Origin of the sequence: Treponema socranskii subsp. buccale, from assembly GCF_024181585.1 — a bacterium.
In the GTDB taxonomy this organism is placed as follows: domain Bacteria; phylum Spirochaetota; class Spirochaetia; order Treponematales; family Treponemataceae; genus Treponema_D; species Treponema_D buccale.
The window spans coordinates 1,381,677-1,399,633 of the sequence record NZ_CP054258.1 but is presented as its reverse complement, the minus strand read 5'-3'; the positions used below and the strand labels follow the sequence as shown (position 1 = coordinate 1,399,633).

At 51.6% G+C, this 17,957-nt stretch carries 17 protein-coding genes; 12 read left to right on the top strand and 5 right to left on the bottom strand.

The genetic code is table 11. The annotated features are described in order from the left end of the window. Positions 1–19: 19 nt before the first annotated feature. The 4 genes from HRI97_RS06265 to HRI97_RS06250 form a co-directional block, all read right to left on the bottom strand. Positions 20–1,198, bottom strand: coding sequence for a tetratricopeptide repeat protein (locus tag HRI97_RS06265; RefSeq protein ID WP_253727273.1), 1,179 nt, complete (start codon positions 1,196–1,198; stop codon positions 20–22). A gap of 64 nt (positions 1,199–1,262) precedes the next feature. After that, complete coding sequence (locus HRI97_RS06260; RefSeq protein ID WP_253727272.1) at positions 1,263–1,610, bottom strand: hypothetical protein; 348 nt, start codon at positions 1,608–1,610, stop codon at positions 1,263–1,265. An 81-nt stretch (positions 1,611–1,691) separates the two neighbouring features. After that, positions 1,692–2,234 (bottom strand): 16S rRNA (guanine(966)-N(2))-methyltransferase RsmD, encoded by a 543-nt coding sequence (gene rsmD, locus HRI97_RS06255; RefSeq protein ID WP_180486194.1) that lies wholly within the window; start codon positions 2,232–2,234, stop codon positions 1,692–1,694. A 2-nt stretch (positions 2,235–2,236) separates the two neighbouring features. After that, positions 2,237–3,877 carry an ankyrin repeat domain-containing protein gene (locus tag HRI97_RS06250; RefSeq protein WP_253727271.1) on the bottom strand — a complete coding sequence of 547 codons (1,641 nt, stop codon included), beginning with the start codon at positions 3,875–3,877 and terminating at the stop codon, positions 2,237–2,239. 106 nt (positions 3,878–3,983) lie between these two features. On the opposite strand from HRI97_RS06250, the gene rpsF reads away from it, so the two are divergent. From rpsF to dnaB, 5 genes are all read left to right on the top strand, one after another. Continuing rightward, the gene (rpsF, locus tag HRI97_RS06245) at positions 3,984–4,277 is read left to right on the top strand and encodes a 30S ribosomal protein S6 (protein WP_180486197.1); all 294 of its coding nucleotides are present in this window, start codon (positions 3,984–3,986) and stop codon (positions 4,275–4,277) included. A 31-nt stretch (positions 4,278–4,308) separates the two neighbouring features. Next, positions 4,309–4,782, top strand: a complete 474-nt coding sequence (gene ssb / locus HRI97_RS06240; protein ID WP_253727270.1) for a single-stranded DNA-binding protein — start codon at positions 4,309–4,311, stop codon at positions 4,780–4,782. A 17-nt stretch (positions 4,783–4,799) separates the two neighbouring features. Beyond that, complete coding sequence (gene rpsR / locus HRI97_RS06235; protein ID WP_180486199.1) at positions 4,800–5,144, top strand: 30S ribosomal protein S18; 345 nt, start codon at positions 4,800–4,802, stop codon at positions 5,142–5,144. Positions 5,145–5,330: 186 nt separating this feature from the next. Then, positions 5,331–5,978: a 50S ribosomal protein L9 gene (gene rplI, locus HRI97_RS06230; protein ID WP_253727269.1), complete on the top strand. Its 648-nt coding sequence runs from the start codon at positions 5,331–5,333 to the stop codon at positions 5,976–5,978. A gap of 206 nt (positions 5,979–6,184) precedes the next feature. Next, positions 6,185–7,495 (top strand): replicative DNA helicase, encoded by a 1,311-nt coding sequence (dnaB, locus tag HRI97_RS06225; RefSeq protein WP_180486201.1) that lies wholly within the window; start codon positions 6,185–6,187, stop codon positions 7,493–7,495. Between the two features lie 71 nt (positions 7,496–7,566). Here the strand turns inward: dnaB and HRI97_RS06220 are convergent, their stop codons facing one another. Then, positions 7,567–9,138, bottom strand: a complete 1,572-nt coding sequence (locus tag HRI97_RS06220) for a P83/100 family protein (RefSeq protein WP_253727268.1) — start codon at positions 9,136–9,138, stop codon at positions 7,567–7,569. Between the two features lie 257 nt (positions 9,139–9,395). Between HRI97_RS06220 and HRI97_RS06215 the strand changes: the two genes are divergently transcribed. From HRI97_RS06215 to HRI97_RS06185, 7 genes are all read left to right on the top strand, one after another. Further along, the gene (locus HRI97_RS06215) at positions 9,396–11,261 is read left to right on the top strand and encodes an ABC transporter permease (RefSeq protein ID WP_253727267.1); all 1,866 of its coding nucleotides are present in this window, start codon (positions 9,396–9,398) and stop codon (positions 11,259–11,261) included. Positions 11,262–11,263: 2 nt separating this feature from the next. After that, a complete protein-coding gene (locus HRI97_RS06210; RefSeq protein WP_253727266.1) occupies positions 11,264–12,394 on the top strand; it encodes an ABC transporter ATP-binding protein in 1,131 nt (376 codons plus the stop codon). Between the two features lie 58 nt (positions 12,395–12,452). Then, positions 12,453–13,622 (top strand): ABC transporter substrate-binding protein, encoded by a 1,170-nt coding sequence (locus HRI97_RS06205; RefSeq protein WP_253727265.1) that lies wholly within the window; start codon positions 12,453–12,455, stop codon positions 13,620–13,622. A 45-nt stretch (positions 13,623–13,667) separates the two neighbouring features. Next, a complete protein-coding gene (gene malQ, locus HRI97_RS06200) occupies positions 13,668–15,266 on the top strand; it encodes a 4-alpha-glucanotransferase (RefSeq protein ID WP_253727264.1) in 1,599 nt (532 codons plus the stop codon). Positions 15,267–15,415: 149 nt separating this feature from the next. After that, on the top strand, positions 15,416–16,189 hold the full coding sequence (locus tag HRI97_RS06195) for a ComF family protein (protein ID WP_253727263.1): 774 nt from the start codon (positions 15,416–15,418) through the stop codon (positions 16,187–16,189). A 204-nt stretch (positions 16,190–16,393) separates the two neighbouring features. Further along, positions 16,394–16,873, top strand: a complete 480-nt coding sequence (locus HRI97_RS06190) for a chemotaxis protein CheW (RefSeq protein WP_180486208.1) — start codon at positions 16,394–16,396, stop codon at positions 16,871–16,873. Positions 16,874–16,882: 9 nt separating this feature from the next. After that, positions 16,883–17,947 carry a DegT/DnrJ/EryC1/StrS family aminotransferase gene (locus tag HRI97_RS06185; protein ID WP_253727262.1) on the top strand — a complete coding sequence of 355 codons (1,065 nt, stop codon included), beginning with the start codon at positions 16,883–16,885 and terminating at the stop codon, positions 17,945–17,947. Positions 17,948–17,957 lie beyond the last annotated feature (10 nt).

Sequence of the window (17,957 nt, the reverse complement as noted above, 5' to 3'; positions counted from 1 at the left end):
ACAAACACCTGCGTACACATCAATAGATCGGCTTATTGTTTTTGAGCTTGTCGAGCATATCGCTTATAGGCGGGCAGCGTATACCCTGTTTTTGAAAGCTTTCGAGGACGGAGACGGCATCCTGCTTTCTGTTGAGCTTTACATAGCAGTCGGCAAGGTCTATGTACAGGCGATAATTTTTTGCATCGCTTCGGATGAGGTTCGAAAGCCGATCGGCCGCTTCTTCGTATTTGCCTTCGCCCTTACAGATGAGCGCAAGGCCCAGAGCCGCATATACGTCGAACGCGATGTCGAGCGCTTTATTGTAGTATTCGACGGCGGTTTTGTAGTCGCCCGTATTCCGATACGCGTCGCCCGAACGCGTGAGGATCACTTTGTTGTCGGGATCGAGAGCGAGGATTCTGTTCCAATATTCGATGGAACGGTATTGCTGGTTCATGCCGCGGTAACAGTCGGCCAGCCCGAACAGCGCGTAAAAATTGTTCGGGTCGAGGGCGAGGGCGCGCTCGAAATAGACAACTCCGTTTTCGAAGGTTTTCAGCTTTCGGTGACAGTTTCCGATAGACGTGAGCACGCGGATGTCGACGGCGCTTTCGTTGAGTTCGAGCATCTTCGCCCAGTAGTAGAGCGCGTCTTTGTATTCTTTAAAGTCGTAGTGCAAATGCCCGAGCCCGATGAGCGCGTACGCGTTGTCCTGTTCCATGTCGAGCACTTTCAAATACAGCTCTTTCGATTTTTTAAAATCGTGTATTTTTCGATATGCGTCGGCCACTCGCGTGAGGACGGTGATGTTGCGGTCGTCGTGCACGAGATACTGTTCCCAGATGTCGATCGCTTTGCGGTATTGATTGAGCGCTTTATAGCAGTCGGCAAGTCCGAAGAGCGCATAATTGTTTCCCGGATGGTAGGAGAGACAGTCGTTGTAATAAGCTATCGCTTTGTTGTAGTTGTTTTGCTTGCGCTCCGAATCGCCGAGCCCGACGAGGGCGTAGTTGTTGTTGTTTTCAATGTCGAGGATTTTTTTAAACATATCTTTCGCATCGGTGATTCTATTGCTTTTTAATAATTGATAGCCGCCTTTTGAAAGCTCCGAAATACGATCGACGTTCGCGCTTTCATCGACAGAGGATTCATCGGAAAAGAATTCGTCTTCGCTTTCCGTTTCGGTACTTTCAATGCTTTCGATTGCCGCTTCCATCAGATGTATGCTCCTTTGTTGTAATTATGAGAACCTCCAAAGACTGCAGTTTTCAGAGGTAACTTTATGCGTTTTTTTCCAATACTGCCGATATGACGCGAGCCATGCATTCATAAATCGGTTCCGACTTTTTTACATTGTGCGCAAGTACGTACTGCTTGAGCGCTTTTATCGGTTCGTTTTTTTTCGCGTACGCATCTCCGACACGCGTCAATCCGTCGGAATAACCCGTCGTCGTAAATATCCTGCGCGCTTGTTCGATATCACCTTTATTGAAAAGGGTATTGCCGGTACGGTTCAACGCCGCTTTTTGTCCGGCAGAGAGAGAGGCGACGGGAGTATCGGTAATTTTAATAAACCCTGTGTTTCCCTGTTTTTCCGTTATCCTTTTTTTTAATGCATCCGTTATCATACGCGTACAAATTTAATAACAATCGGCCTTTCTGATTATGATTATATAGTACCACGTTTTTACGAAAAGTCAAGAAATTTTTTAGCGGAACGAATAAAAGTCGACGATCGAGCGGCCGTAGGCGCGCATATCCGTGCGGGAAAGATTTCCGATTGCATCGGGCATTTCGTGTTCTTCGGGCCGGTGTACGATAATCGTAGCGCCGCTTTTGCACATGCCTTTTTCGGCGGCATTTTTTATTAATTCCGCGTGAAATTTATACGGAAAAGGCGGGTCGAAAAAGATATAGTCGAAACTCGTTTTGCATCGTTTAATAAAATATTCGACGGGCATAAAATGGCATTTAACGATGAGTTTCAGCTCTCGTTCGACGAGGGCGACGTTTTCGAGTATGACGGGAATTTTGATTTTATCTTTTTCGCACAGTTCGACACTCGACGCTCCGCGCGAAGCCGCTTCGATCGCTATGGTACCCGAACCGGAAAAAAGATCGAGAAAGGATTTGCCTCCGAGATCGCCGAGGATTGCAAACACCGATTCGCGCATTTTGTCCATGGCAGGCCGAATGATGCCTTTGGGACATTTGATCTGCCGGCCCTTTAAAACGCCGCCCGTTATGCGCATATTCAGTTGTCCGTGTTGAGCGAGCGATAGACGGCGTCCTTTTCCAGTGCCTGATTCTTTTTTGCGAAGTCGAATGCACGAAGTCCTTCCGCCGTGCGTGCGAAAGGCAGCGCTCCCGATTCAAGGAGCACTGCGATAACCGCAGTCGATGAAGCCGAAGATGCGGCATACATGAGCGGCGTTTTGCCTTCATAAAAAACGTTGAGCGGAACACCCTTTGCTATAAAACGCCGGATTTTTTCGCACTGAACGTGAAGCGGTACGTTCGAAGACGTGATCGCATGGATAAACGCTTTTGCGACATCGTTTTCGGTCGCCGAATACGATGCAAGAAGGAGCGAAACGATATCGGGGTTTTGCGAATATTCGGCCGCGATTAAAAGCGAAGATATGCCGAATGCATTCTTTGCGCGCACGGAAGCACCGGCATCGATAAGCACGGCGGCAAAGCGTTTATCGTTTTGCGTTCGCACCGCATACATGAGCGGCGTCCAGCCTTCTTTATCGCACGCATTGACGTCGGCACCGTTTTTGAGCAGCGTGCGGGTGAGATCGATACTCGCGCACTTTATCGCGAACATGAGCGGCGTAACGCCGTTTTCATCGTGTATGTTGACGTTTTTAATAATGAGCTCGTTTTCAGAAGGCGCGATTTCTTCTTCCGTATCGAAAGATGTGTCCGCATAATCGTATAAAAACATTTTACCGTAGGATGCGGACGGACGCACGGCGGATGAGGGGGCGGAAGAGGGAGGAAGCGGAACGGCCTCGGATTCGTCCGCTTCTTTTTGCGCGTTTTTTTCTTCATCGCCCGATTCTTTTTTTTCGGAAAGCTCCGCTTCCGCGTTTTCGTTTACGGGAATATTTTCTTCGCTTTCTTCAAGCGTTTTTTCGGCGGCGTTTTCGGCTGCGGGAATATTTTCTTCGCTTTTTTCGAGCGTTTTTTCCGCTGCGCTTTCGGCTGCGTTTTTATCGGTTTCCGAATCCGCGACGGTCGTTTCGGCGTCCGGGGACAGGTCATCGTTTTCGGTTTGTTTCACTTCGCGCTTTTTTGTCTTTTCGGTCTTTCGCTTTACGGCTTTTGAGCTTTCTCCCGTCGGGCGATATGCGTTTACCGCCGCGGCAAGAAGCGGCACGCCGCCTTCGGTCGTTTGCTCGATGAGCGCAATATCGCTTTGCGTTAAATACGACGCTACCGAATTACGGATTTCGCTTTCGCTGTTTTTTTCGGCATACGATGCGGCATAGCGGCCGCTTTTGTCGCGCGACATAAGACGGGAGCGTATCTTTTTCGGGGACGCGCCGCCCGAAGCGAGTATGAGGCCGAATCTGCTTTTACCGGTACAGTATTCGCACGCGTATGAAACGGCCGTCCGCTTTTCCCGATTTTTTTGATCGGCTCCGATGTCCGCTTTGAGCAGCAGGCGGATGACATCTTCGCTCCGGTCGTATATGATTGCCGTAATGAGAAGATTGTTCCGTTCTTTTCCGATCGTATGAAACGGAGCGTCGGCGTCGAATAAAAAGGCGCGTTTGATTTGCTTTGCCGTACCGGTTTGCATAAGTTTTAAATAAGTATCGGCTGCGGATGCGGCGAGCGGGAAAAAAAGCATGACGAAAAGAATTCGACAAAATAATTTCATATCGATTACAGTATACATGATTGACCATTTTTCATCAATCTGATAGTATAATAAGACACCCCTTGGAGCTTCGTATGAAGTTCCCGAATGTCCACAAGGAGATACCATGCGAAAATACGAACTGATGACCGTTTTCCCGCTCGACGAGGAAAAGTCAAAAAAAGGCGCTGACGATGTCCGAAGCGTTTTAAACGAATTCGGCGCCGAAATCGAAAAAGAAGAACCCTTCGGCGACCGCGATTTAACTTACGAAATCAAAAAACAAAAACGGGGACGCTTTATCCTGTTTACGATGAAACTCAACCCCGCAAAGATCATCGAAATCAACAAACAGTTCAGACTGAACGTAAACATGCTCAAGTACCTGTTTGTAAAACTCGATGAAAAAGACGCAAACTAGTGTCGAAATTCCCGCTTTCGGAGGCTGAACGATGACGGACATGAATCACGTATTTTTAATCGGGCGCTTGACGAGAGACCTCGGCGCGGACGAACGCTCTTTTGCGTATGTCGGCAACGGTCAGATGGCGCGCGCAAATATCAGTATCGCCGTCAACAGAAGCAAAAAAGAAGGCGAGCAGTGGGTCGACGAAGTCAATTACTTTGACATAACGATTTGGGGACGGACTGCCGAAAATCTGAAACAGTATCTGCTCAAAGGAAAGCAGATCGCAGTTGACGGCTACTTGAAGCAGGACCGCTGGCAAAAGGACGGGCAGAACTTCAGCAAAGTCGTCGTCGTCGCGAATTCGGTACAGCTGCTCGGCGGAAAATCGGAGGGCGGACAAGCGTCCGGGGGTGCTCCGAGATTTCAACCGAAAGCGGCTTCCGAAACGCAGGGACAGTACGGCGGGACTGCCGCATCGCCGGCCGATGACGGATTCCCCGAAGATATTCCTTTTTAATGTAATTGGAGATTATAATGGCAGACGAATTGAATAACGAAAACACAGCCGCTGTTTCGGCTGAAGACAAGATGAACGCAGCCGCTCTCGATGCGGCTCCTGTGAGCGACGACGATACGGAAGAAAAAGGTGCGGGAAAAAAGGGCGGTAAAACCTATTTTCGCAAAAAAGTGTGCCGCTTTTGTGCAAACAAAACGAAGATCGACTACAAAAACGCGGACAGCCTGCGCCGTTATATGACCGAACGCGGCAAAATTCTTCCGCGGCGTATCACCGGTACCTGTGCAAAACACCAGAGAGAGCTTGCAGCTGCAATCAAACGCGCGCGCAATATCTGTCTTTTGCCCTACGTAGCCGACTGAAAAACGATATGATCGGATGTCGGGTTTTGAAAGATACGGGTTTTCAGAAAACTCGAAATTGAACCGATATGATTGATCGGGTAGGCGATCCGACTCCTGGTGACGCGCCCGAGCGATAACAAAATCGGCACCGCAGCCGAACGCGGATTTAAGCGGTGCCATACCATTTTTAAGAGGAGCTTGAACATGAAAGTCATTTTAAACACGGACATTAAAACACTCGGAGAAGAAGGAGACGTCAAAAACGTTGCCGACGGATATTTCCGTAACTTTTTGCGGCCGAGAAGACTCGCCGTACCGTACAATGCGGAGACTGTCGCGTTCTTTGAAAGCCGTAAAGCCGAAATAGAAGCGCGCAAAGAGCAAAAGCGCAGGGATTCGGCGAGCCTCAAGGAAAAGCTCGAAGCGCTGCACTTGGAGATTACGATGCCGGCGGGCAGAAACGGCAAGCTTTTCGGCGCGGTTTCCGCCCAAGTCGTTTCCGAACTGCTTGCAAAGCACGGATTTGAAATCGAGCGCAAACGTATCGAAATCCCCGGCGTTTCGATCAAATCGGTCGGAAATTACCACTTCAACGTAAAACTCTACGAATCGCAGACCGCTCAAATGATCGTTTCGGTAAAGGGCGAAGTGAGCGCCGAAGCGAAAGATGCGGCCGACGACGGTAAAACGAAAAAAGCGAAAGCCGAAAGCGCCGACGGAAATTCCGCAAACGAAGGCGCGGAAGCGGCCGCACGGGAAGCTTCCGAAAACGCCGTTCCGTCGGAAAATACCGACGGCACCGCCGAACATATCTCTGCGGACGACGCGCAATCGGACAACTCCGAAGCCTGATTTTTCGTCCCGATAAAATGCGGACGGAGCGTTTTTCCGTCCGTCTGCGTTTTTGTCGCTTTTTTAAAAAGCGAATATCGCGTGGATTGCGGCAAAAGCCGGTGCGTTCCGAAAGAGAGCGGCCGGCTTTCGCTGTCTAAAGATGCAAACTTGTGGATATCTTGAGGATAATCGGTTGAAATCGTGTGGATAAGGAGGCAGCTGCGATGTTAAAAGATAAAGTTCCGCCGCACAATGCGGAAGCCGAACAGGCTGTCCTCGGCGCGCTGCTCCTCGATTGGAACGCCGCGACGGATATCGTGACGATTCTCCGCGCAGACCGCTTTTACTCGCTCCAAAATCAAATCATCTATCAGGCGATGCTGTCGCTTTTGCAGCAAAATATCAAAGGCGACACGCTCACCGTTATCAATCAGCTGACGAAAGACGGCAGCCTCGAAAAAGCGGGCGGGGCGGCTTACATCGCCGATTTGACGGGCAAAGTGCCGACGAGCGCAAATATCGAATACTACGCCGATATCGTCCTCGACTGCGCCTACCGCAGGGATCTCATCAAAATCGCATCGGAAATGCACGCCTCTTCGTTCGATGAAACGCACGAAAGCGTCGAGCTCATCGAAGAAGCCGAACAAAAGATATTCGCGCTTTCGCAGCGCAACGAAACGACGAAGGTCCGCAGCATAAACGATGTGCTCGCCGAGACGATCGAGCTTATCGACAAGCGATACAAGAGCCGCAATCAGTTTACCGGCGTTCCGTCGGGATTTTCCAAGCTCGACACGATGACAAGCGGTTTTCAAAATTCCGAATTCATCGTCATAGGCGCGCGCCCTTCCATCGGAAAGACCGCACTCGCGCTGTCGATGATGGAATACATCGCCGTCGATCAGCAGATCCCGTGCGGATTTTTTTCACTTGAAATGTCGTACGAACTCATCGGCCAGCGCCTGCTTTCGCAAGTGTCCCGTATCCCGGGCAATAAACTGCGCTCGGGCTTTTTGCAGATGCAGGATTTTCAGCGCCTCCAAGACGCGGCCGGCCGCTGCTATAATGCGCCGCTCTTTATCATCGACACGCCGAATATGAAGCTCCTCGATATCCGCGCGATGGCGCGCCGCCTCGTCGCCAATCAGGGCGTCAAAATCATCTTTATCGATTATATCGGACTTATCGTCACGGAAGACAGGAGTGCGCCCGTATTCGAACAGGTAGCCGAAATTTCAAAATCGCTGAAAGCGCTCGCGCGCGAACTTGCGATCCCGATCGTAGCGCTTTCGCAGGTGTCCCGCGATGCCGAAGGCAACGAGCCGACGCTTGCACAGATTCGCGGTTCGGGCGCAGTCGAACAGGACGCCGACGTCGTCATATTCATTCACCGAGACAGAAAGCGGGACGATCCGTACGAAGTGCAGGAAGCGAAGCTCATCGTCGCAAAACAGAGAAACGGCGCGACGGGCACCGTCGAAATGATGTTCATCCCGCCGTGTGCGAAATTCGAAAACAAAGCCGACCGTTGAACGGAATCGTCCTGTCCAGCCGATTTCGAATCTCTTTACGAAACTCGAAATCGACTCGTCTCGGCTCCGTTTTATTTTTTCTGCGGGGGCGGCAGCTCCGAAAGATCGCTTTTTGCAAGCAGTTTGATTCTGCCGTTTTCTCCCGTCACGACGATCGCGCTGTCGGAAACGGAAACGGGAGAACTCTGCATAAGCGGCACTTTCGATTTTAAAAGCAATTTCAGCGTTTCATCGTATTTTGCGAGCACCCAATCGCTTCCGCTGCGGATAATGCAGTAGTAGTCTTTACCGTCGCGGGCGAGTACGGAGCTTTCGGAAACGGTTTCATCGCTTTCCTTCGTAATTTCCATATTGACCGGATCGAGGATGACGAGCTTTACCGTACCGTTTCCGACGTTTTTACCGGCAATCGCGATAAAGCCGCCGCCTACGGGGTAATACGTTCTGTCGCGGATAAAGGTGACGGGGGAGGCGTGGATGACTTCACCCGTCTGCGAATTGACTTTAACCAAACCGGAAAGAAGCTCTCGCTCGTCGGTCAGCTGCATACCGTATACGGCGCCCGCTCTCGCATTTGCGGCATCTCGTTCGATGATCTCCTGCTGATCCTTTGCGATTTCCTTTCGCTCCTGCTGCGCTTCGGTTTCTTTTTTGTCGGCTCGAGCCTGCGCTTCGGACGCTTCGTCTTTTGCCCGCTGTGTGCGCTCCGCCTGTTCGTCGGTTTTCTTTTGCTGTTCGTCCGCAGCACGCTCTTTTTTTTCGGCTTCGGATTGCGCTTTTTTATCGCTCGGATTTTGCTCGGCTTTTTCACGAGCCGCTTCGGCTTCCCGCTGCGCCGTTTCGTTTTTCTTTTGCTCTTCGTCGAGTTTTTTCTGTTCCTCGGTCGCGCGCTTTTGTGCGCTCTGCGCCTGCTCTGTCGCATTGTCGGCTTCGCGTTCTTTGATGTCGACCATCTGCTTGCGGCTGTCGATGTTTCGATCGTCGTCTTCTTTCATCGATTCGACGACCCGCCTGTCGCTGATTGCCGACGTGTCGACCGTGCTCAAGCCGCCGTTTACGTCATTAAGCGGAATGACGATTTGGCTTCGGCCGGGCCATTCGTCGTATCGAACAGAAAGGCCGCAATTCTTTTCGGTGAGATTTTTCGTAACGATATTTTTATAGCGCGATTTGAAATAATCGATATTGGAGCGGTAGACCGCGTTGTACACCGTTATAAAAACCGCGAGCGTATCGGCGTCCCGCTCGGAATAATTATACGCCGCCGAAAGATAGGCTGAAATGATGCGCCGAAGATTGACGATGTGGTCGACCTCCGCGTTTTTCCCGATAAACAAAATATCGGCGTCGAACTTGCCTTTTTCCTTAGGGTCGACGGCGTGAACGACATAATACTTTCCGCTGTCGCCTGCGGTCATATACGAGCTTCGCGAACGGGCGATGATGCGGCCGGATGACGAGCCGATCTCTTTGATCGCCGAAAGCGAATCGATCCGCGTGTGAGGCCCTACGTAGTTGATAAATTCGACAGTGTCGGAAACGCTCTTCAATTCGGGTTCATTTACTTGAGATGCGAGCGCCGATATGAAAAACACGGTGTACGCAAAAGCCGCAGCAATTTTAAAAACAAAGCGATTGTTCATCGGTATTCCTCCGCGAGTGATACAGTTATATATCGGAATAATTATAGCACATGGCGAGTATTTTTGCTATTGCAAAATCATAATCGATAAAAACTTCTCACGTCTCATTGACTTTTCGCAGGATGTATTATACACTTATCGAAATTGAATTACAGTTCCGCGGTTTTTGCTTTGCATAAACCGCGTTTTTTGTATCATTATCCTGCGTCCGATACCGGATTTATTCATTATATCGATTTCTTTTGTTGGAGTATTTGATGCAATCTGTTTCGAACGATGCCGCTTCTCCGTTTCCGCCTTTTTCCCGGCGGAGGCGGCTGCAAAATCGCCTGAAAAATTATTTTACCGATCCGTACAATATCATCATGCTCGTTTCCGTAGCGATTTTATGCTATCTCATCGTCGTCCCGCTTGTACAGATGATCGGTACGACCTTTACGATGGCGAAAACCGACCTCCGTCGCGTGCGCGGTGCGGTCGAAGGTCAGTTTACGCTGTACTATTGGAAGCGGCTTTTGGCAAGCGACGTTTCGCGCAATCTCTTTTGGATTCCGCTCCGCAATTCCCTTGTCATCGCCGTTTGTACGAGCGCTCTTTCGATTCTCATCGGCTCTCTTGTCGCGTGGCTTTTAGTGCGTACCGACTTGCCCGGAAAAAGATTTTTCTCTCTTGCGGTGATCGTGCCGTATATGCTGCCGTCGTGGTGCAAATCCATGGCTTGGCTCACCGTGTTCCGTAACGAAACGATAGGAGGGGCGGCGGGATTTTTAAGCTATTTCGGCATCAACGCTCCCGACCGGCTTGCCTACGGGCCGCTTCCGATCGTACTCGTGCTTTCCATACATTATTATGCCTATGCGTACCTCCTCGTCTCCGCAGCTCTCCGTTCGATCAATTCGGAACTCGAAGAGATGGGAGAGATCGTCGGCGCGTCGAAGGGGCTTATGCTCAGGAAGATCACTTTTCCGCTCGTGCTTCCGGCCATCCTTTCGAGCGTCATATTGACTTTTTCAAAAGTGATGGGCACTTTCGGCGTTCCGTCTTTTCTCGGTCTCAAAGTCGGCTACTATACGATTTCGACCTCGCTCTATGCGACCGTTCAATCGCAAAAAGGCACGGGCTTTGCGATCAGCATCATGCTCATCCTCATCGCGTCGGTAAATATCTTCGTCAATCAAAAGCTTATCGGTTCGCGGAAATCCTATGCGACGATCGGCGGAAAGGGCGGCCGATCGACGCCGCTTTCGCTCGGTTCGTGGAAAGCGCCGACGGTCGTTGTACTCTCCGCGTTTTTGGCCGTAGCCGTCATCCTGCCGCTCGGTATTTTGCTTTATCAAACCTTTATGCTCCAAGCCGGCGATTACAGCTTTTCGAATTTTACGCTGCATCACTGGCTCGGCGAAAGCGACCCCGCGATTTCCGACGGACTTCCCGGCGTCTTCAAATCGCCGCAGTTTTGGATGTTCGTTAAAAATACGCTCTTGCTTGTCGCGTGGACGGCCGTCATCGCGACGATCTGCGGACAGATCATCGGCTATATCAATTCACGCGGCAGGCATTTAAAAAGCGGAAAGCTCGTCGAACAGCTCGTGTTTATCCCGTACCTCATTCCGTCGATCGCTTTCGGTGCGATGTACCTTGCCATGTTCGCATCTCCGACCCGCGTTTCGTTTTTCGGACATCCGCTGACGCTCATTCCGTCGCTGTACGGTACCTTTGCCGTACTCGTTCTCGTTTCGATCGTAAAGCATTTGCCCTTCGCTTCCCGCGCGGGCACATCCAATATGCTCCAGATAAGCACGGAGCTCGAAGAAGCGGGGCAGATCGCGGGTGCGAATTTTTTGACACGCTTTTTCAAAATCGTGTTTCCTCTTTCCAAAAACGGTTTTATGAGCGGTCTCATGCTCATTTTGATAAGCATTGCAAAGGAGCTCGATTTAATCGTCATCCTCATGACGCCGACGCAGGCGACGCTGCCGTATATGGCGTACACCTATTCGACGAACGGCTTTCAACAGCCGGCGAGTGCCGTCGCAATCGTGCTTTTTATCCTCGTGTTTTTATTCTATTGGATTGCAAATAAATTTTTCCACGCCGATATTGCCGGCGGGCTCGGAGGCTAGACGTGAGCAAAATCGTATTGACCGGCATCAACAAATATTACGGAACGAACCGCGTTTTAAAAGACGTCGATTTGACGATCGAAGACGGAGAGTTTATGACGCTGCTCGGTCCTTCGGGCTGCGGCAAAACGACGACGCTGCGCGTTATCGCGGGGCTCGAAAAACCGCAGTCGGGCTCAATCGTTATGGACGGCGAGCGCATCGTAAACGCGGCCGAAAGTTTTTTCGCTCCTCCTGCAAAAAGAGGCCTCAATCTCGTATTTCAGTCGTACGCTTTGTGGCCGCACATGACGGTATTCGATAACGTCGCCTTCGGTCTTCGCGTAAAGCATACGCCGAAAGACGAAATCAAAAAGCTTGTCGAAAACGCGCTCAGCCGCATGCAGATCGGCGAATATGCGGGGCGCTATCCGTCCGAGCTTTCAGGCGGACAACAGCAGCGCGTCGCGATCGCCCGCGCTATAGCAACGCCGGTCGAACTCCTCTTACTCGACGAACCTCTGTCGAATCTCGACGCAAAGCTCCGCGTCGATATGCGCAGCGAACTGAAGCGATTACACGAGGAGATGGGCACGACGATCATCTACGTGACGCACGATCAAGTGGAAGCGCTCACGCTGTCGACGCGCATCGCCGTTTTTTTCAACGGGCACATCGAACAGGTTGCAAGTCCTATGAGCTTATACCAAAATCCTGCAAGCGTGCGCATCGCGGAATTTATCGGAAATCCGAAAATAAATCTCACGGGCGGAAAAGCAAAACGGACGGAAGCGGGGCTCGAAGTCGAAAGCGCATTCGGAAATTTCACATTTCAAAAGAGCGACTGCACCGATAAGATTCCCGACGGAACATTCGACTGCAGGATAGGCTTTCGGCCGGAAGAAGTGACGCTCTCCCGCACGGCTTTTAAGGGCGCCGTCGAGTGCCGCGTGTATTCGAGCATGCCTGCGGGAAGCGAAACGCTCATACGCCTTTCCGTCGCCGGAGAATCTTTCCTTGCAAAGCGGCTCGGTATCCGCCACTACAAAGCCGATGAAACGGTTTACGCGGCTATAGCCCCCGAAAAGCTCAACGTGTTCGACGCGTCGTCCGGTGCGCTCGTAAAAAAATCCGTCGAAGGCGAAAGCGATTGATCGTATCGATGGAATTACAGGATATTGTGATTTATTAATTATTAATTAGGAGTATATGATGAAAAAGATTGCGGTAGCAGTGCTGTTGGCGGCGGCGATGTTTTCGTCCGCATTTTCGATGGGACAAACCGAAACGAAATCGAACAGCCAAGAAGCGAAGTGGGCGAAGGACAACGGACTCGACAAAGACGAAAGCGTCGACGAGCTCTATCAAAAAGCGAAAGCCGAAGGCGCTCTCGTTATCTATACGATTTCGAGCCGTACGCAAAAAGTCGCAAACGCTTTTAAAGAAGCGTATCCCGGCATCAACGTGGAAGTCTACGATATTTCTTCCGGCACCTTGAAAGAAAAATTCGCAACCGAATATAAATCGGGCATCCGCACGGTGGATATTTTGCATTCGAAAGAGCAGGTCGGCGAATACACGTATGAAATGTTTTCCGAAGGCATGCTGCATAACTATCAGCCTGCATCGATTTTCAAAAACGTTCCGGCTTCTTATATGACGCTCACTCCGCTCATGCTCGAACTCAATCTGTGGTTTTACAATACCGAAGTGTATAAAACGTGCCCGATCACCTCGTGGTGGGATTTTACGAAGCCCGAATGGAAGGGACGCGTCGTATTTCAGGATGCGGCGAGCAACGACGCTTACTGCGCCCCGCTTACGGCTATGGTGCAGCATGCGGATGAAATGGCTGCCGATTACGAAAAAGTGTTCGGTAAAAAAATTCAGCTTGCAAAAGACGAACCGAACGCGGGCTATGCTTTTATCAAGCGCTTTCTCGCAAACTCGCCGATCATCGCAAAGGGTTCCGATGAAGTTATCGAACTCGTCGGCGCAAAGGGACAAAAAAATCCGCCGGTCGGCTACGCGTCTTCCGTAAAGCTTCGAAAGCAGCGTGACGGTTACGCGATCAATTACGGTCCGAAGACCATGCACGTGTCGAACGGCATTCCCGCGCTGAACTTTATCGCGATCGCGAACGAATGTAAACATCCGAACGCCGCAAAGCTTTTTATTAAATTTTGGATGGGAGGCGAAGACGGAAAAGGGAAGGGCTATGAGCCGCTCGTTTCACTCGGTTCGTGGTCGGTGCGCCCCGAAAATCCGTCGGCGAAGGGAAATATTCCGCTCGCCGATATTCCGCTGTGGAAGATCGATTTCGACTATATCTACAACAATATCGAAACCGTCCGCGATTATTGGATCGCGCACAGAAATTAACAGGTTCCGCTTGCGAATGCGGCGTAAAAAAAGTAAAATCGAGTTATGACATTTACACGAAAAAGCGGCATCCTGCTGCATCCGACATCCCTTTCGGGAAGTCCCGGCATCGGAACGCTCGGAAAGAGCGCATATCGTTTTGCGGATTGGCTGCATCGCTCGAACCAAAAGCTGTGGCAGATACTGCCGCTCGGGCCGACCGGTTACGGCGATTCTCCGTACGCATCGTTTTCAACTTTTGCGGGAAATTCGCTCCTCGTCGATTTTGAACTGCTTGTCGAAAGAGGCTGGGCGTGCACGGACGATACGGTTCCGCCCGATTATATACGCTCCGACGGGCCGGTCGATTTCGGCTCGGTCGTTTGGTGGAAGCTCCCTGCGCTTTCGAAATGCGCTCTTTATTTTTTGTCGCACGCAAACGACGCCGACCGAGATGTTTTCGCATCTTTTAAAAACGACAACGAAGCGTGGCTCGACACATATGCCGTCTTTATGAGCGTAAAAAACTTTTTCGACGAAAAAGCGAAAAGGCAGGATGGAAACCCCGGCGGAAAGAACGTGATGTGGAACAACTCGTGGCCGAAAGAGCTTGCATCCTGTGAGCCGAAAGCGGTCGAGCACTGGAAAGTCGAACACGCGGAAGAAATCGAAATTATTAAAGCGATACAGTTTTTCTTTGCAGTGCAGTGGGGCGACTTGAAACGCTATGCCAATTCCCTCGGCATCGACATCATCGGCGATATTCCGATCTTTGTCGCCCCCGATTCGGCGGACGTGTGGGCGAATCAAAAACTGTTTCAGCTCGACGAAAACGGCATTCCGACGCGGGTAGCGGGAGTGCCGCCCGATTATTTTTCGGCGACGGGGCAGTTGTGGGGAAACCCGCTCTACGATTGGGATGCGATGAAAAAAGACGGATACGCGTGGTGGATTTCGCGCATCCGCCGCATGCTCTCCCTCGTCGACTGTATCCGCATCGATCACTTCCGCGGCTTCGAATCCTATTGGTCGGTTCCGTACGGAGAGGAGACCGCCGTAAAGGGTATGTGGGTGAAATGCCCCGGCGCGGATTTTTTTGCCGCCGTCAAAGCATCTCTCGGCGATATCCCCATCATTGCGGAAGACTTGGGCGTCATTACCGACGAAGTGCGCGCGCTCCGCGATGCGTGCGGTTTTCCCGGCATGAAAGTGCTCGAGTTCGCTTTCGATCCCGAAGAAGCGGGGCGCGGAGGCATGACGAACGCTTTTTTGCCGCACGAATACGAAAATACGCGCTGCGTCGTCTATACCGGCACGCACGACAACGATACGCTGCAGGGCTGGCTCCTCCGTGAAAGAGACGATGTCGTGCGGGTGACCGCCGAATACCTGTGCGGAAAGCCGCTTTCGGATAAAGACGCTCGGACAATGGTCACAAGCGGCGAATTGTGCGGAAAGCTCGTAAAGGAAGCGTTCGCGTCAATCGCTTCGTACGCCGTCATCCCGTTGCAGGATGTTCTCGGTCTTGACAACGGTGCGCGTATGAATACGCCGTCGACGACGGGCGGCAATTGGATGTGGCGTATGGATGAGAATGCGCTCACCGATGAAGCGGCCGCTTCTCTCGCGTTTTTAAGCAAGTTCTACGGAAGAAACGGGGAATAACGTACGCCCGCCTGAAGTGACTCGGCGACCGGAGCGAAGCGAGGACGCAGAGCGTGAGCGAATCACGGAAGGCGGGATGGCAAACCGGTTTCGTCCGAATAATTAAAAAAAAACGCGTAAAAATGCAAAGTTTGCGCGATATATAAAGTGTGAAACGCTTCGTTTTTGCATTGAAAGAAAGGGCAGTGTACGCCATGCGCTCAGCCCTGTCCTTTGTTGCCGGCGGAAACGCTTGTGCGGTCTGCGGAAGACAGGCGGGCACGCTTCCTCTGTGCGGCGAGTGCGAAAGGCGGTGTTTTGCGAAGCCTCCTTGTGGAGAGGGAGAGCGGTGTTCGGTGTGCGGCAAAACGCTCATATCCGAGCGCGGCGTGTGTATGCGCTGCAGGCGGGAGCGTCTTTTGGTACATACGGATGCCGTTTTCCCCCTCTATTCGTATCGTTTGTGGAACAGCGTGCTTTTGTTCCGCTGGAAAATACAAGGAGAACGTGCCCTCTCTCCGTTTTTTGCCGCCCGCGCAGCTTCAGCCCTTAAAACTCTGCCGGGTGCGTTTGTCGTCGTTCCGGTACCGCCGCGTCCGGGAAAGATCCGCAAAAAAGGCTGGGATCAGATCGAAGAGCTTTGCCGTTTTCTCGAATACAGCTACGGATACGACGTGTGCAGAATTCTCGAACGCCGTACGACAGGCGAACAAAAACGGCTCGGACGGGAAGCGCGGCTCGAATCGATCGGAAAAACATACTCGCTGAAATCCGAAAAAGCGTTCAAAAGGGAACTCAAGCGCTTCGGCGGCAAAGTACCGAAAAATCTGTGTATCGTCGACGATCTTTTTACGACGGGCGTAACGCTCGAAAGCTGCGCCGCCGTTTTAAAATCCGCCGGAGCCGAAAAGGTCTTCGCCGTCACCCTCTTTATTGCGGATTGACAAAGCGGGAGGAACGACTCCGCAGAAGTGCGCAGGGCAAACGCACCGGAAATGTATACACGGAAAAATCTGCGCATAATTACACAAAGAAGGCGGAACGCAAGGCAGCGGGACTGACGTCGAGCCGCTCTGACCTGCGGATTGAATGTTGCAAAATGTGTAAATATGGTATATGATGACAAAAACAGCTTTCAAGGAGCACATATGGCCGGAGAAGATTCCCAATTTCAACTCGTAACGTTTCAGCTCGGCGATGAAATATACGGCGTCGATATCATGGATGTAAAGGAAATCGTAAAAATACAGGATGTACGTCCCATCCCGAATGCGCCGTATTACGTCGAAGGAATCATCAATCTGCGCGGGGAAATCATTCCGATCATCGATCTGCACAAGCGTTTTCGGCTGAAATCGCTGAAGGACGAAGACATCGATCCCGATATCGAAGGCGGCTTTATCATCCTCAGCATCGAAAACAATAAGATCGGCATCATCATCGACCGCGTCGCGCGCGTCGTTTCGGTGACGGCCGATGATATAAAAGATCCTCCGCAGATGTTCAGCGGTATCGGCTCGGAATACATTCAAGGCGTTATCCGCGCCGACAACGGCACCTACCTCATCATGCTCGATATACGCAAGCTGTTCAATCCGAAAGAACTGCAAAAGATTGTCGATTTTTAACGGACGACGATGATTCGAACATACAGCACAACGATCAGACGAAAAGAGATGGACGCCGTGCTCACCTGCATGGTCGACGAAAAGATCGGACCGGGTGAGATGAACGCGCGTTTTATCCAGTCGGTAAAAGAATTTTTCAAATGCGACGGCGCCGTCGCCGTGAGAAGTCCTTCCATCGCGCTGAAATACGCGATGAAAGCGCTCGGTGCGGAAAGCGGCACGATGGTGATGATTTCAGCTCTTGCTCCTTCGTGGCAGATACTCGCCCTCGAAGAGTTCGGCTATACGCCGCTCGTGCTCGACGTCGATGAAGCGACCGCTCTCATGACGGCGGATATCGTTTCCGAGGGGATCAAAAAAGGCGGACGTATCCTCCTCCTGCACGAAACGAACGGCATTATGCCCGATATGGACGCGATCGCGTCTCTCGGTATTCCCGTTATAGAGGATATTTCGCAGAGTGTCGGATCTTCGGCTCCCGTCCCTGAGGGGACGGAGCGTACGCCTGCCGAAGCCGCGCGCGCGAGGGCGGGCTTATACGGCGTGTTTGCGATTTTGAGCCTCGAAGAGCGCGATGTCGTCACCGCAGGCGGGGGAGCGGTCGTCATGGCGGGAAGCAGGCGCGATTGGATCCCGCTTAAAAAATACACGGACGAAGCGCCTCTTACGGATTTGCTTCCCGATTTGAACGCGGCGCTCGCGTGGGTCGAGCTTCGCGAATTCAATAAAAACGAAGAAAAACGCAAGGAAATCTTTACGCTTTTTCAGCGTGCCTGTATGTCGGGCAGGCATACAATGCTCGTACGCGATTTTGACGGAGCTTCGACGATGTGTACCTTTCCGCTCGTCCTTTCGAGCGCGTACAAAGACGTCAAGCAGTACACCGACCGCAAAGGCATCGAAATCGCGCGAGCTTTCGAACGCTCGGTTATTGCGCTCCGCGATGAAGCGCTTTCTCCTTCGTGCATCCGCGCAAAATCGCTCAGTCTGCGCTGCGTTTTGTTTCCGCTCTATCCGCGGCTCACGCACAGCGAGACGGCGCAGATCGTCAAAGTGCTCGGTACGCTGCCGTGAGCGGGAGCCG

What these genes read in the sequence shown, in the direction of transcription:
- HRI97_RS06265 (WP_253727273.1), bottom strand. Translation starts at nt 1,198, where the DNA reads ATGGAAGCGGCAATCGAAAGCATTGAAAGTACCGAAACGGAAAGCGAA.
- HRI97_RS06260 (WP_253727272.1), bottom strand. Translation starts at nt 1,610, where the DNA reads ATGATAACGGATGCATTAAAAAAAAGGATAACGGAAAAACAGGGAAAC.
- rsmD (WP_180486194.1), bottom strand. Translation starts at nt 2,234, where the DNA reads ATGCGCATAACGGGCGGCGTTTTAAAGGGCCGGCAGATCAAATGTCCC.
- HRI97_RS06250 (WP_253727271.1), bottom strand. Translation starts at nt 3,877, where the DNA reads ATGAAATTATTTTGTCGAATTCTTTTCGTCATGCTTTTTTTCCCGCTC.
- rpsF (WP_180486197.1), top strand. Translation starts at nt 3,984, where the DNA reads ATGCGAAAATACGAACTGATGACCGTTTTCCCGCTCGACGAGGAAAAG.
- ssb (WP_253727270.1), top strand. Translation starts at nt 4,309, where the DNA reads ATGACGGACATGAATCACGTATTTTTAATCGGGCGCTTGACGAGAGAC.
- rpsR (WP_180486199.1), top strand. Translation starts at nt 4,800, where the DNA reads ATGGCAGACGAATTGAATAACGAAAACACAGCCGCTGTTTCGGCTGAA.
- rplI (WP_253727269.1), top strand. Translation starts at nt 5,331, where the DNA reads ATGAAAGTCATTTTAAACACGGACATTAAAACACTCGGAGAAGAAGGA.
- dnaB (WP_180486201.1), top strand. Translation starts at nt 6,185, where the DNA reads ATGTTAAAAGATAAAGTTCCGCCGCACAATGCGGAAGCCGAACAGGCT.
- HRI97_RS06220 (WP_253727268.1), bottom strand. Translation starts at nt 9,138, where the DNA reads ATGAACAATCGCTTTGTTTTTAAAATTGCTGCGGCTTTTGCGTACACC.
- HRI97_RS06215 (WP_253727267.1), top strand. Translation starts at nt 9,396, where the DNA reads ATGCAATCTGTTTCGAACGATGCCGCTTCTCCGTTTCCGCCTTTTTCC.
- HRI97_RS06205 (WP_253727265.1), top strand. Translation starts at nt 12,453, where the DNA reads ATGAAAAAGATTGCGGTAGCAGTGCTGTTGGCGGCGGCGATGTTTTCG.
- malQ (WP_253727264.1), top strand. Translation starts at nt 13,668, where the DNA reads ATGACATTTACACGAAAAAGCGGCATCCTGCTGCATCCGACATCCCTT.
- HRI97_RS06190 (WP_180486208.1), top strand. Translation starts at nt 16,394, where the DNA reads ATGGCCGGAGAAGATTCCCAATTTCAACTCGTAACGTTTCAGCTCGGC.
- HRI97_RS06185 (WP_253727262.1), top strand. Translation starts at nt 16,883, where the DNA reads ATGATTCGAACATACAGCACAACGATCAGACGAAAAGAGATGGACGCC.